Genomic DNA, 14,242 nt, shown 5'->3' with positions numbered 1-14,242 from the left:
CAAAAGAAAAGAAACAAAAAAACCTTTCCAATTGGAAAGGTTTTTTTTAAAAGTGATGAATAAACTTTACTCTTTTACAATCTTCAAGTTTTTTACCGTTTCATTTTTTGCATTCAGCAATTGAACAAAATAAATTCCCGTTTGTAATTGTTTAAATTCTTTAGATTGGTAGGTGTTTGTACCTTTATTTACTACAATATTTTCTTGAACAACTGCACCAAGAACATTTACAAATCTAATGGTAAATTGTTCTTCTTTTTTTGAATTAATATCTAAAAATAAAGCCTCTTTTGCTGGATTAGGATAAATGCTAACATCTCCTTCTTCCATTCTGTTTACCGCTACTATGTCTGAAAACGAATAAACACCATCAAAATCAACCTGTTTTAATCTATAATAAACCACTTCATCATAAATCGCATTATCAACAAACTGGTAGCTTCTAACTACATTTGAATTACCAGCGCCATCAACTTTACCTAATTCATAGAAATTAACCATATCAGTAGAATATTCAACAGAAAAATAATCGTTATTAACTTCTGTAGAGGTACTCCAATTTAATACATTGAATGAATTATCAGAATTAACAGAAAAAGACATCAATTTAACTGGTAGGATAATACAAGCCGGACCACAATTTGAAGTAAACCTAAATGCTTGATTAGTTAATGTATAATTGGTAGGATAATTATATGCTGCATTAGTTACTGCAACGGTACCGTTATAATTATGTAATCCCATTATACCATCTCCTCCATTCCATCCCGCACAGATCTCTTTTTTTGCAATATGCATTTCAATGGTATTAGTGGTCTCAAATATTTTTAATTGACCAGTAAATTTTAAAGTAGTACAACTATAATATGGTATTTGATCGAAGGTTATTACAAACCTTCTATTGGGGGCTGTACCTAGTGTTTGATATTTAATTGTACCTCCAATTGCAGGGTTAATATCTTGCCATGGAAACATTATACTATTTCTTGGAGCATTAGTTGTATTTGGAATTGCTGCACTTATTGAATATGCAGAGTATGCACCTGGAGAAGCATTTGCAGCAGGTAAATTACTCGCACAACTTATTGGGTCAAAAATTAAGTATCCATTAGAGGAAACTAACCCTTGAGAAAATCCAAAACCATCAAAACAAAAGGTAAAACCAAATGGAACGTAACTTGAACTAAACCTATCATCGATGGGTAATGCTATATTAGTTCCTGCATTTAAATCTGGAGCATAAGCAATCACACTTGATGTGTAATTTAAACCACATGATGGAGAGCTAGAACTCGTAACATTAATATTAAATGGTGTACAAGTTGGCGATGGATCAGTATCAATCATAATGTAGTATGTTGTACCTCCAACCAAATTTACCCCACACAACGTCGGGTTTCCAGATGAGCTAGTAGCTTGTCCAACACATACAACACCTCCAGCACTTGGACATCTATCTGTTACAAAAATTCCTGTATACGAAAGTGTTCCTGTTAAGGTAATATCTATTGTTTGATTTGCTGCAGGAGTATATGCATACAAGAAATCTTCTCCATCTTGATATGCACTAGCACACCCTTGAGAGGCTGTATAACTATTTACTCGACAACAAGTGGTTTGACCAGAATTAGTAAAAGGCAAACTAGCAATGGTTGTTGCACTACCACAATTACTTGGTGCTCCAGCTGGAGCAGGCTCATAAGCACAAATATCAAATGGTCCAAAAGAACCTCCACCATACTCCCAAACTCTAACATAAACTACCGTTCCAGTTGCCAATTTTGCGTTTTGCGCACAATCACCAGGCACAGTACATGATGCTCCTGTTCTACAAATCATTGGCATAGCACCATTTTGACTATCATCATCATCACATTCTACTAAGGCTGTAAGATTATTACAACTAGGACCTGTATACCAAGCCATTCCAAAATCTGTTGGTCCACCATTAGGTGATAAATCAATAATTAAACCTCCCGCAGGAACAGTTACCTTAAACCATACATCAGGACCTAAAGAACTACAACCAGGTGCAGGCATTCCTGTAGAAATTGTTGAAGTTGTTCCTAAATCAGCTGATTGAAAAGCACAAGAACCAATGTTCACATTTAAATCGATAGCACCACAAGGCTCATCATTACTTGGTGGTGGTGGCGGTGTTCCAATACATAAATTAAATGTTGTATTTTGACCACCTGTTGATGTGTAAGTATAAACTCTTACATAATAGGTAACACCAATAGTAAATCCACTAAATTGACTAGAATTTGGATCACTACAACCTACACTACTTAAAGCACCACAAGCACCAGAAAAAATTTCATGAACCATATCCGTAACCGAACCAGAGACATTTAAAACATCAAAATTATGTACTGTACTTGTAGCCACAAATTTATACCAAACATCATCATCCGCGCCACTTCCAGCACAAGCAGCTATTCCAGAATTACCTGCACAACTAACTGTTCCTGCACTAACTGTTCCGCAAGCTAAATCCGCATTAACTGTTACTAATGTAGCATTACATGGATCATCATTTGCTGGAGATGACACTGTTGTTGTTACCAAAACACTTGCAGAATTTGCAGAAGAACCACTTGCAGTACAAGTAATTACTCTTCTAAAGTATGTATTAGCTGAAATAGAAGTTACATGTGTAATACCAGTTGCTCCACTTATATTCGTCCATGGCCCTCCAGCTGCAGGAGCAGATTGCCATTGATACGTTAAACCACATCCTGTGCTAGAACCTGTTACTGATAGCGTAGTTGACAATGCAGCACAAGAGGTTATTGATGATGGTGAAGCTGCAGCAGAACCAGCAGTTGGTGCTCCAGCACAACCAACTGGGGGAGTCCAAGTAAATATACCAGAAGGATTTCTTGATGCTGTGGTGTTGCAACCCATCAAGTCAGAATTCGCAGCTCCAGCAGTAGATGCTATCCAGTTAGCATTATTTGCTTTTGTTCTATTGTTAAAATCAGCATTTGAGGCACCTCTTAAGCCAACTTGAAATCCTGAGTTAGAAGTTAATGCTGAGTTAGTTACCCAATACATCTCAATCACATTGGTTGTTTCATATAACTTAATTTGAAATGTAAAATCGCCTCCATCCCAATATTCACCATAGTTTTTCCATTCAACAGTAAAAACTCTGTTTGGACTAGTTCCAGTCATTTTTGACCTCAAAGACGAACCTGCTGCTACTCCTTCTAAATCTGCTGCACACACCGAGATAACATTATTTGAAGTACCAGAACTTAATGGAGTATAAGAATTCGATAAAGCATTCCCCATAACAATAAAACCATCATTAGAAATACTAATTGTTGTATAATTGGTACAGTTATATTCAAAAGTAAAGCCTAAAGGTACCGCTGTATAAACACCATAATCAGTAGTACCTGAAGTATGTGTTGTATATGTTGCTGTTAATAACGTTGGACTACCCGCAGCTTGAGCAAAAGTATAACTTGTAACAGATTGTGCAGAAATTATGTTATGAGAAAACATAAAACAAATAATCAATGCAATAAAAAGTATAGATTTCTTCATATCTAGTGTTATTTCAAAATTTCGTTTTTACAGTCATTATTTAATATCGAGTCGTCTTTTCTAAACAACATTAATGTCGGAAATTGACCTAAAAGTAAATCTCTTAAAACATCATAGCTTTTAAATTCATTATTTCTTACAGTAATCCCAATAACCTGTTGTGTTTCGCAAACTGCATAAATTCTTGAGCCAACAATTGTCTTTGTATAGTCTAACACATCCAAAAACATTTTTTTTTCAGAATTTCCAATACCAATGATATAATTTGATGTTTTAATAGCACCTATAGCACTCTCAGTACGGTTGTTATTTACAACTTGAGCTTTAGCAAAGAAGTTAAATAAAAACAAAGAGACAAAAAGGATAAAATACTTCATAAATAAACAGTTTAAATCTATTGTTGTTTGACGTAATTTAACAGTTTGGAGTTGCATTTATAAATTTTTAACAATATTTGTTATAAAACAAACAATTAAACACGTTTCACACCCTAAATTTAAAAAAAATTTTAAGCCAAACATCGTTTGTTTATAACTATTCGACAAAGAACAATATTTTGGAGATAAGACTTTAATCAAAATATGACGAGAATCATATTATACTTGTCTACTGTACTCTAGTATTTTTATAGTTGTTGATATACTTTATTAACCAACTCCTCTTGTTTAGGATAGTTAATTAATATACCACGAGTCGCCCCTGTATACACAAACATACTTCCTGCCGCAACTGCAGAAGCTCCAGCTTGAATAGCTGGCAAGAAATCGTTTATTGATGAAGCTCCACCACATACTACAATGGGTAAGTTTGTTTTGGAAGAAACTTGATTAATTAAGGCTAAATCATATCCAGAATAAGTTCCATCTTTATCAATAGAGTTAATAAAAAATTCTCCTACTCCTGCTTCTTCTAATTTATTAACAAAGTCATCAATGGAGTAGTTTATTTTTGTTGAACCAGAAATTTTATAGGCGTTTAATTTTCCAAAAATATTTTTCTTCACATCAATTGAAGCAATAATACTTTGCGAACCAAAAATTTTTGCGGCTTCAGTTACTAAAGCAATATTATCTTCTAAAACTGAGTTTAAAACCACCTTCTCAATACCCAATTTAAATAATTTTTCAATTTGGTTAAGGTTTTTCACTCCTCCACCATAAGCAAAAGGCATAAACGCTTCACTAGCAATTTCTTCTATTTTAGTATAATTGGGTTCTCTTTTCTCTTTACTTGCTGTAATGTCAAGTATCACTATTTCGTCAACTTCTTTTTCGTTAAAAATTTTAACAGCATTAATCGGGTCGCCAATATAGGTCGGATTTTTAAACCGAATGGTTTTTACCAACTTTTCGTTTTGGAGGGTTAAAACAGGTATTACACGTATTCTTCTCATAAAAAAAGTTTAGAAGTTTATGAGGTTATGAGGTTATGAGTTTGGTTTGGTATCATTTTCAAATTGACATAAAATTCTCCAGCAACCTCATCCCAAACTTATGGCTTTTTTCAGGATGAAATTGTACCCCAAAAATATTTTCTTTTTCTACTGCCGAAGTAAATTCATAACCATAACTTGTATTGGTTAAAACATTCATTTCATCGTTACACTTCATGTGGTAAGAATGTACAAAATAAAATCTTGCATCATTATCTAGTCCTTCTAGCAACTTAGATTCTTTTTTTATGTTGATTTCGTTCCAGCTCATGTGAGGAATTTTCAAGTTTTCAGAAAGCTTCGATTTATCAAATTTCACCACATCCATATCTATCCAACCCAACCCTTTTTCATTTCCTTCTTCGCTTCCATTACCTAACAATTGTGCACCTAAACAAATACCCAATAAAGGAGTTTTTTCATCAACTACTTTTTTATTAAGCACATCCACCAAACCTGATTGTTTTAAATTCATCATACCGTAATCAAAATGACCAACTCCTGGTAAAATCAACTTTTCGGCTGTTTCAATTTCAGAAGGTTTTGAGCTAATACACGATTTAACACCAATCCTCTTCAGCATATTCTGAATTGATTTGATGTTTCCAGCATTGTAATCGATGATTGTAATCATGTATATCAATAATTACGACAAATATAAGTAATCTTCAATTTGTAATATTGAATTATAAAAAGCTAACTTTGAAATGTATCAAGATGTAAAAATAAAAGATGAAGCAAAAAGTATTTGGTTTAGGATTTCACAAAACAGGCACATCAAGTTTAGCATCTGCATTGCACGCTTTAGGACACAATGTATGTGGACAACAAAATGCTCTTCACAAAGACCTTATTAATGGCAACATTAACATCTTTACCACATTAGCAAAAAACTACGATGCGTTTGAAGATGACCCTTGGTATTTACTATATAAAGAATTAGATGAAGCATTTCCAAACAGTAAGTTTATTCTTACTGATAGAGACGTAGACAGTTGGTACAACAGCTGTTTAAATCATTTTTTTGAAGATACTACTCCTATTCGAGATTATATTTACGGAGATGGTCGCCCAAAAGGTAATGAGGAAAATTTTAAACGGATTTATCTAAAACATCAAACAGATGTAATAAATTATTTTAAAAACAGACCAAATGACTTTTTAATTATCAATTTTACCAAAGGTGAAGGGTGGGAAAAATTATGTCCTTTTTTAGGTGTTGAGATACCCAACAAACCTATACCTCATGCCAACAAAGGGTTATATACTAAAAAGCCGAATGGGTTAAAGAAAAAACTATGGTTATATTATAAAAAGCTATATGCTTTTTTATATCACAACATTTACCGACCACTTTTTAAATGATGTTAGTTTGTTTTGATTTAAAATAAAACAGTACAAAAAGAACCAAAGGGAGTAATGGATATTGAGCCAAGCCAATAACAAACCGACTAATGGCGTATGTTTCATCAAAATTATTAAACATCATACCTATTAATGAGAGTAAAAACGATACAATTATAAGAGATAAATAAATTCTTACCGTTATTAGATTAAACATCTTGTTTTTAAAATAAAAATTTACCAACAACAAGGTAATCAACGAAAAAATTAATGAAAAGCCAAAAGTTAATACCCACTTGATAGTTAATAAATTGCTTGCACTATAATTATACAAAAACTTTGGAGGAGTTATGTAAGAGGAATTGTAAGGAAAAGGATATTTTTTTAACACTGAATTAATAACCAAAAAAATTGCTTCTCTAACATAACCAATAAAAAACAAGATGATTATTACTATTCCAGCTATACTATTTTTAATCAAATTATTCACTACTCTTTTTTGATTGCAAATTTATTCACCCAAATAATCCACATCACAAAAATAAAAGCATAAACAATAATAGTAAAGGTATATTTATGGTTAAACTCTAAACTTTCGGGATTATATAGAACTACTAAAGCCAAGCCCACTAGTCTAAAAATATTAATAATATGTATGATTAATATTCCTACAGGTATAAAAACTAGTTTTTGGATTAATTTTCCAGGAAAAATAATAATAAATCCGGCAAACAAGGCAAACAAACTCAACCCATTACATGGTGCACCAATTAATACACCATGAGTACCATCAATACCGACTGCATCGGCATAAGTAAAAACTGTAAATCCAAGTATTTTAAGAATAAAAGAGGTAGATGCTACTAAATGGTTGATTAAAAAATGATCTACCCAACCATCCTTTAGCAACCAGTTATCGTATATAATATACCAAAACAGATACAATCCTATTCCTTTTAGTATAAATAAGGAAATGAACTTATCTTGTGGAGATATTTTTTTGAAAAATGATAACAAATCGCTGATATGTATATTAACATTACTTAAACAAGTTCAAAGGTATTAATAAAACCTTTACCTATGCTTTTTAGATTATTAAATCATATCTCTTTAAAACTTGACTAATAAATAAATAAAAAACTATTTTTGTCGACATCAAATATAATTAATGAACAAAACAACCCACACAAATGCAATTGAAAGCTTTGATTTTAAAGCTTTAGGAGCACGAATGCTGAAATATTGGTATCTATTTGCAATTTCTATGCTTATTGGGTATTTTATTTCTCTTTACACCATCAGATACAGTGTTCCAATTTATCAAACTTATGGAAAGGCTCTTTTAAAAGATGAATATAGTTCTTGGGGGCAAGAATATTTTATAAAAGGCATGGAGTTGGTTAGCGCCAGAAATCGATTAACAAATGAAATTGGGACAATTAGCTCATTTAGTTTAATGAGATCAGTTCTAGATGAATTAGATTTTAAAGTATTTTACTACGACATTGGTAATGTTAAAACATCAGAACTCTATCAATCATCTCCCTTTATTATTGAAATAGATTCTTCCTTTCAAAATTATAAGTCGATTTCCTATTTTTTAAAAATTGTTGATGAAAACTCTTTCATATTATCAAAAACAAAAGAAGATTTTGACGAAGAAAAAACTTACGCTTTTAATCAGTGGTTTGTAATTGATGAAATTAGACTCCGATTTAAACTTACTGAACATTACCAAGAGAAGAGTAAAGAAAAATTATTATCTTTTGTGGTTAATGACTTAAACTCATTAGCTAAAGTTTATCAGAATAGCATATTGCTAGAAACCGACCCTCCTGAATCCTCAATTTTAAGATTTAGTTTAACTGGTCCTACCATTCAAAAAGAAATTGATTTAATCAATGCTTTAATGAATAAATATATTGAGTATGGGTTAAAAGAAAGTAGTGAAATTGCAACCAACACCATGAGGTTTGTGGACGAACAACTTAATGGGGTTGCCAAAGATTTATCCGTTACCGAAAACGACTTAGAAGATTTTAAACAGAAATCTAATCATGAAAAATTAGAACTTAACAGTAAAAACCTTATTCCCAATTCTAACACCTTAGAAGAAGAATACCTTAAAGCTCAATTTGAATACAATTTTTACCAGGAAACTATTAAAAACCTTAACAATTCTGACCTGAATAAAATTTTTATTCCTAATATCATTAATGTTAGTATTCAAGACCCCTTATACCGTTCTATTAGTGATTTAATGGATCTTTATAGTAAAAAAAGGATTTTAGAAACACAGGCAAGTGATAGTAGTATTTCATATCAACTTCTAATAGAACAAATAAAAACTAACAGGCAAATTCTTTCTGCAAATATTTCATCGCGTTTAACACAAACAAAATTTCAGCTAGATCGAATAAAAGAACAACTCGTAAATGTTGACGGAAAACTAAGTCAACTACCATCAGCAGAGTTGGATTATATTCGAATTGATAGAATGTACAACTTAAACAATAGTTTTTATAATTATTTATTACAAAAGCGAAGTGAAGCAGCAGTAGCAGAAGCATCGAAAGTACCCAATGCTAAAATAATTGAACCAGCGAGCGACTACACCGTTACTTATGTTGGAATAAATCCAAAAAATGTTTATTTACTTAATTTAGGAATAGCTTTTTCTATTCCATTGGTAATTGTACTGTTAATATTTATTTTTAATACTAAAATTCAAGAAAAAGCTGATATTGAATCGGTTACCGACATTCCTATTTTTGCAACTATTGGACACACCAAAACTACAGGTAATTTGGTATTAATTGACCACCCAAAATCTATCGTTGCCGAATCATTCAGGTCGTTAAGAACCAACATTAATTACATTACTAAAGAAAAAAATTCGTTTACCATTTTAATTACCTCATCCATAAGTGGTGAAGGGAAAACGTTTTGCTCTATTAACTTAGCTTCAGCTTATGCTATTTCTGGTAAAAAAACATTGTTGATTGGTGCCGATTTAAGAAAACCTAAAATTTTTAATGATTTTAATCTAAAAAACAGTAACGGATTATCCACTTTTCTGATTGGAAAAGCTAACTTTAAAGAAGTTGTTCAATCCACTGCTCAAGAGAATCTGCACGTGGTGAGTTCTGGACCTGTCCCTCCAAATCCATCTGAATTAATTGAAACTGATAAAATGACCGCTTTTTTAAAAGAAGCTGAACAACTTTACGATATCATTATTATTGATACTCCTCCTATTGGATTGGTAACCGACGGTATGATTTTAACTCAATTTTCTGATGTTAACCTTTATGTAGTTAGACAACGTTATACCAATAAAAATCAATTGGAATTGATAAATCAATTGTATGTTTCTAAAAAAATAACCAACTTGGGTATAATAGTAAACGATTTAAAAGAACAGCGTATAGGTTATCGATATGGTTACAATTATGGCTACGGTTATGGTTACGGCTATGGTTATGGATACGGTGGAGGATATTATGCCGAACAAAATAAAGATGTTTCTATTTTGGATAAAATGTTTGAAAAAATTAAACGTAAAAAGTAAACAAAGCTATATTCTAATCTTATTTCTAAAATGCTGCTTTGTTTTATTTAATAACCATCTTGTAGTTAATAAACTTTATTTAGTATCAAATTGACAATGCCTCACTCAATTAACTAATATGTCTCTAAAAAAAGCAGCTTTATCTGGAATGTTTTGGACCTTCATTCAACAAATGAGTACTCAAGGCATTTCATTTGTAGTTTCCATTATTTTAGCACGTATTTTATTGCCTTCCGAGTTTGGCTTAATTGCTTTAATTAGCGTTTTTATCGCTATTGGAAATGCATTAATAGACAGTGGATTAAACCAATCTTTAATTAGAACTGAACACGTTACAGAAAAAGATTATTCGGCTGTATTTTTTTTTAACTTGATTATAAGCATATGTATTTATGTTATAATGTTTTTTACTGCACCATTTATTTCAAATTTTTATAATCAGCAATTATTAACTGAAATATCAAGAGTTTATGGTCTAGTATTTATCATAAATAGTTTAGCTGTTGTTCAAAACACAAAGCTTACTAAAGAACTTCAATTTAAAAAACAAACCATTATTACTCTTCCCTCTCTTTTAATAGGTAGTTCAGTAGGGATATGGATGGCAATAAAAGGTTATGGAGTTTGGAGTTTGGTTTGGAGTAATATTACACGGTCAGCGGCATTAACTATACAACTTTGGCTGTGGTCTCCATGGAAGCCAAGCTTAGATTTAAAATGGAATAACATCCAACCTCATTTAAATTTTGGTTATAAGTTGACAATGTCAAGTTTAATTCATGTTTTTTTTACGAACATTTATACCATAATCATAGGTAAATTTTTCGATCCTATTCAAGTTGGTTTTTATAATAGAGCCAATACGCTAAAACAAATGCCCGTTCAAAATTTTAGTGCTGTACTAAGCAAAGTAACTTTTCCTTTATTTAGTAAAATACAAGATGACAATAAACAGTTAAAAAGTGCATATAAGAAAATTATGAAAATGGCTATTTTCCTCCTGTCACCAACTTTACTACTTATGGCAGTCTTAGCTGAGCCATTATTTCGTTTTTTGATTACAGAAAAATGGTTGCCAGCAGTTCCTTATTTTCAAATTCTGTGTCTGAGTGGAATTTTATACCCGATAAATATTTATAACCTCAATATATTAAATGTCAAAGGAAGGAGTGATTTATACTTAAAGTTAGAGGTGATAAAAAAAATATTTGCTCTTTTTGTTATTATTATCTCTATAAACTGGGGAATATATGGTTTACTTTATGGTCATTTATTCTTAACGCTAACAGGCTTATTAATTAACACACACTATGCGGGAAAGCATATTAATTATAGTACTTTTAATCAACTAAGAGATATTTCTCCTGCTTTTTTTATCTCTTTGCTAACATCAGTGATAATTTTTTTAGAAGACAGGTTGTTAGTTTCATACAATTATTCTGATATTATTCGTTTACTGACAGGAGGAATAATGGGAATTATTTTATTTCTTATATTGTCGTATTTATTTAAACTTAGTTCTCTATATGAAATTAAATCTATTCTCGTCATTGCTATTAATAAAAAAAGACTTAAAAGATGATAGAAAAACAAGCTTCTAAAATAACTGTAACTAAAACTTTTTTTCCTCCTATTGAAGAGTATCAGGAGCAAATAAAACGCATTTGGATTAATCAATGGCTTACTAATAGAGGTGATTTAGTGAAAGAACTAGAAGATAAGATTTTGACATATTCTACTGGAGTAAATATTATTGCTATGACAAATGGTACTCTACCTATTCAAATAGCAGTAAAAGTTTTTGGTAATGGAGGAGAAATAATTACTACACCTTTTAGTTATGTAGCAACCACATCATCCATTGTATGGGAAAATTGTACCCCTGTATTTGTAGATATACACCCCGAATATTTAACCATTGATGAAACCAAAATAGAAGCTGCCATAACACCAAAAACTACTGCGATCTTAGCCACTCATGTGTATGGAAACCCTTGCCATGTAGACGCTATAGAAAAAATAGCTACTAAGCACCACTTAAAAGTAATTTACGATGCTGCTCACTGCTTTGGTGTAAAATACAAGAATAATAGTATTTTTGATTATGGAGATGTAAGTACCTGTAGTTTTCATGCAACTAAAATATTTCACTGTGGAGAAGGAGGAGCTATTTTTTGTAAGGATAATGAATTATTCAACAAGTTATTTTATCATCATAATTTTGGTCATAATGGTCCTTTGAGTTTTCATGGTATAGGAATTAATGCAAAAATGAGTGAATTGCAGGCTGCGATGGGATTGGCGGTATTACCTCATATCGAATTTATTATTAGTGAACGAAAAAAAGTAGTCGATTATTATAACCACAATCTTAATTTCAATAAACTATCAAAACTAAAAATTAGGAAAGGTACAGATTGGAACTTCAGTTATTATCCTTTGATTTTTAATAATGAAGAAAAATTGTTGAAGGTTGAAAAAGTCTTAAATGATTCTAACATAGAACCTCGTAGGTATTTTTATCCATCATTAAATAATTTACCCTATGTACAATATCAAGATATGCCTGTTGCAGAAAAAATTTCTAAAACAGTACTTTGTTTACCTTTGTATGTTGGTCTTGACGAAAATCAATTATCAAAAATTACCAATGCTATAAACGAAACTTTATGACCTTAGCCATAATGCAGCCCTATTTTTTTCCATATTTAGGGTATTTTGCACTAATAAAACATTCAGATCAATTTATTTTATTTGATACACCTCAATTTATTCGTCATGGTTGGATTGAAAGAAATCAAGTTTTAAAACCAGATGGAGAAACATTATATGTAAAAGTTCCTTTAAGGAAACACCCAAGATCAACAGCAATTAAAGATATTCTTATAAATAATTCTGAAGATTGGCGTTCAAAGATTATAGCTCAATTAGCCCCTTACAAAAAAAAAGCACCTTACTTTAAGCAAGTAACAAATTTATTAGATGGTATTTTTAAGATAAAAACTGAAAGCATTGTTGTATTGAACTTTGAGTCTTTAAAAGTAATAAGCAATTATTTAAATTTAAAAACACCAATTACTATATGGTCAGAGATGGGAGTTGAGATTGACGAAGTAAATTCACCAGATGAATGGGCTTTAAATATTTGTAAAGCCTTAAAAGCTGATAGTTATATTAACCCAATTGGAGGAATGTCTTTTTTTGATACTGAAAAATATTTGAATTCTAGAATTAATATTTCTTTTTTAAATCATAAACCAACTGAATACCCTCAAATTTCAACCAATTTTGTTCCCTTTTTATCTATTATAGATGTTATGATGTTTAACTCTCCAGAAAAGATTAATGAATACCTTGATAATTATGAACTATTATGAACTCAATAGGAGGATATTTTGAACTTGAAATTAATGATATAGGAAGCTTGTTTCATGATAAAGCATTAGCATTAAACTCGGGAAGAAATTGTTTAGAATACATTTTAGAAAACAGTAACTATAATCATATATACATTCCATATTTTACTTGTGATGTTATACTTGAACCAATTATTAAACTAGGTATTACTTATACATTTTACTCTATTAATAAGTCTTTTTTACCTTTAATTGAAACAATAAAGAATAATGAGGCACTTCTTTATACAAACTACTTTGGATTAATGTCTAGCAATATTGATTTGCTTTCAGAAAAGTATAAAAACATAATAGTTGATAACTCTCAAGCTTTTTATGATAGACGTAAAAATGACATACCAACTTTTTATAGTCCTAGAAAATTTTTTGGTGTATCAGATGGAGGCTTTGTTTATCATAACAAAACCAATAAAAAAGATTATGATGTTGACATATCGCTAGATAGATTTAATCATTTATTAAAAAGTGTTGATATAAGTAAGGAAGGAAGTTATGTAGATTTTAAAAAAAATGACAATGACTTAGTTAATCAGCCAATTAAGAAGATGTCAAAACTAACTCAAAAAATATTGAGAGGGGTTGATTATAATAAGAATAGATTAATTAGACTTCAAAACTTTAAAATATTACATCATACTTTAAAAGAATCAAATCAATTAACATATATAATTGATTTGGATCTAATAGAATGCCCTATGGTTTATCCATATCTACCTCCAAAAAAAATTGAATTAAGGAATGAGTTAATAAAATATAAAATTTATACTGCTCAATACTGGCCAAATGTAATGGAATGGGTAGGAAAAGACTCTTTTGAGTATATCTTAACTGATAATGTTGTTTATTTACCTATAGATCAGCGCTACAGCGAGAAGGAAATGAAATATATGTTAAACTGTATTAATAAATAGATTGATATAT

12 protein-coding genes are annotated in these 14,242 nt (G+C 30.8%); 6 read left to right on the top strand and 6 right to left on the bottom strand.

From position 1 onward, the window contains the following. Nucleotides 1–66 precede the first annotated feature (66 nt). The 4 genes from H6589_03095 to hisH form a co-directional block, all read right to left on the bottom strand. Nucleotides 67–3,558 (bottom strand): T9SS type A sorting domain-containing protein, encoded by a 3,492-nt coding sequence (locus H6589_03095; GenBank protein MCB9173569.1) that lies wholly within the window; start codon nucleotides 3,556–3,558, stop codon nucleotides 67–69. A gap of 8 nt (nucleotides 3,559–3,566) precedes the next feature. Further along, on the bottom strand, nucleotides 3,567–3,935 hold the full coding sequence (locus H6589_03090; protein MCB9173568.1) for a hypothetical protein: 369 nt from the start codon (nucleotides 3,933–3,935) through the stop codon (nucleotides 3,567–3,569). Nucleotides 3,936–4,183: 248 nt separating this feature from the next. Next, nucleotides 4,184–4,951 carry an imidazole glycerol phosphate synthase subunit HisF gene (hisF, locus tag H6589_03085; protein MCB9173567.1) on the bottom strand — a complete coding sequence of 256 codons (768 nt, stop codon included), beginning with the start codon at nucleotides 4,949–4,951 and terminating at the stop codon, nucleotides 4,184–4,186. Nucleotides 4,952–5,009: 58 nt separating this feature from the next. Continuing rightward, the gene (gene hisH, locus H6589_03080; protein ID MCB9173566.1) at nucleotides 5,010–5,624 is read right to left on the bottom strand and encodes an imidazole glycerol phosphate synthase subunit HisH; all 615 of its coding nucleotides are present in this window, start codon (nucleotides 5,622–5,624) and stop codon (nucleotides 5,010–5,012) included. Between the two features lie 98 nt (nucleotides 5,625–5,722). Here hisH and H6589_03075 point away from each other — a divergent pair, with 98 nt between their 5' ends. Next, nucleotides 5,723–6,355: a hypothetical protein gene (locus H6589_03075; GenBank protein ID MCB9173565.1), complete on the top strand. Its 633-nt coding sequence runs from the start codon at nucleotides 5,723–5,725 to the stop codon at nucleotides 6,353–6,355. Here the strand turns inward: H6589_03075 and H6589_03070 are convergent. Both H6589_03070 and H6589_03065 read right to left on the bottom strand, forming a co-directional pair. Further along, nucleotides 6,348–6,824: a hypothetical protein gene (locus H6589_03070; protein ID MCB9173564.1), complete on the bottom strand. Its 477-nt coding sequence runs from the start codon at nucleotides 6,822–6,824 to the stop codon at nucleotides 6,348–6,350. The two genes, H6589_03075 and H6589_03070, sit on opposite strands and share 8 nt — an antisense overlap. Further along, nucleotides 6,824–7,351 carry an exosortase/archaeosortase family protein gene (locus H6589_03065; protein MCB9173563.1) on the bottom strand — a complete coding sequence of 176 codons (528 nt, stop codon included), beginning with the start codon at nucleotides 7,349–7,351 and terminating at the stop codon, nucleotides 6,824–6,826. The genes H6589_03070 and H6589_03065 overlap by 1 nt, the downstream gene beginning before the upstream one ends. 151 nt (nucleotides 7,352–7,502) lie before the next feature. On the opposite strand from H6589_03065, the gene H6589_03060 reads away from it, so the two are divergent. The 5 genes from H6589_03060 to H6589_03040 all read left to right on the top strand — a co-directional run bounded on the left by H6589_03060 (nucleotide 7,503) and on the right by H6589_03040 (nucleotide 14,232). Further along, on the top strand, nucleotides 7,503–9,905 hold the full coding sequence (locus H6589_03060) for a polysaccharide biosynthesis tyrosine autokinase (protein ID MCB9173562.1): 2,403 nt from the start codon (nucleotides 7,503–7,505) through the stop codon (nucleotides 9,903–9,905). 118 nt (nucleotides 9,906–10,023) lie between these two features. Further along, on the top strand, nucleotides 10,024–11,487 hold the full coding sequence (locus H6589_03055; GenBank protein MCB9173561.1) for a lipopolysaccharide biosynthesis protein: 1,464 nt from the start codon (nucleotides 10,024–10,026) through the stop codon (nucleotides 11,485–11,487). Beyond that, on the top strand, nucleotides 11,484–12,578 hold the full coding sequence (locus tag H6589_03050; protein MCB9173560.1) for a DegT/DnrJ/EryC1/StrS family aminotransferase: 1,095 nt from the start codon (nucleotides 11,484–11,486) through the stop codon (nucleotides 12,576–12,578). The genes H6589_03055 and H6589_03050 overlap by 4 nt, the downstream gene beginning before the upstream one ends. After that, a complete protein-coding gene (locus H6589_03045) occupies nucleotides 12,575–13,282 on the top strand; it encodes a WbqC family protein (GenBank protein MCB9173559.1) in 708 nt (235 codons plus the stop codon). Before H6589_03050 ends, H6589_03045 begins: the two co-directional genes overlap by 4 nt. Next, on the top strand, nucleotides 13,279–14,232 hold the full coding sequence (locus tag H6589_03040) for a hypothetical protein (GenBank protein MCB9173558.1): 954 nt from the start codon (nucleotides 13,279–13,281) through the stop codon (nucleotides 14,230–14,232). Before H6589_03045 ends, H6589_03040 begins: the two co-directional genes overlap by 4 nt. The last annotated feature ends 10 nt before the right edge of the window (nucleotides 14,233–14,242 follow it).

The sequence above is a fragment of the Flavobacteriales bacterium genome (assembly GCA_020635795.1).
GTDB lineage: Bacteria > Bacteroidota > Bacteroidia > Flavobacteriales_E > Vicingaceae > Vicingus.
Note: the sequence above shows the minus strand (reverse complement) of the source record. Positions and strands in the feature narration are given on the sequence as shown.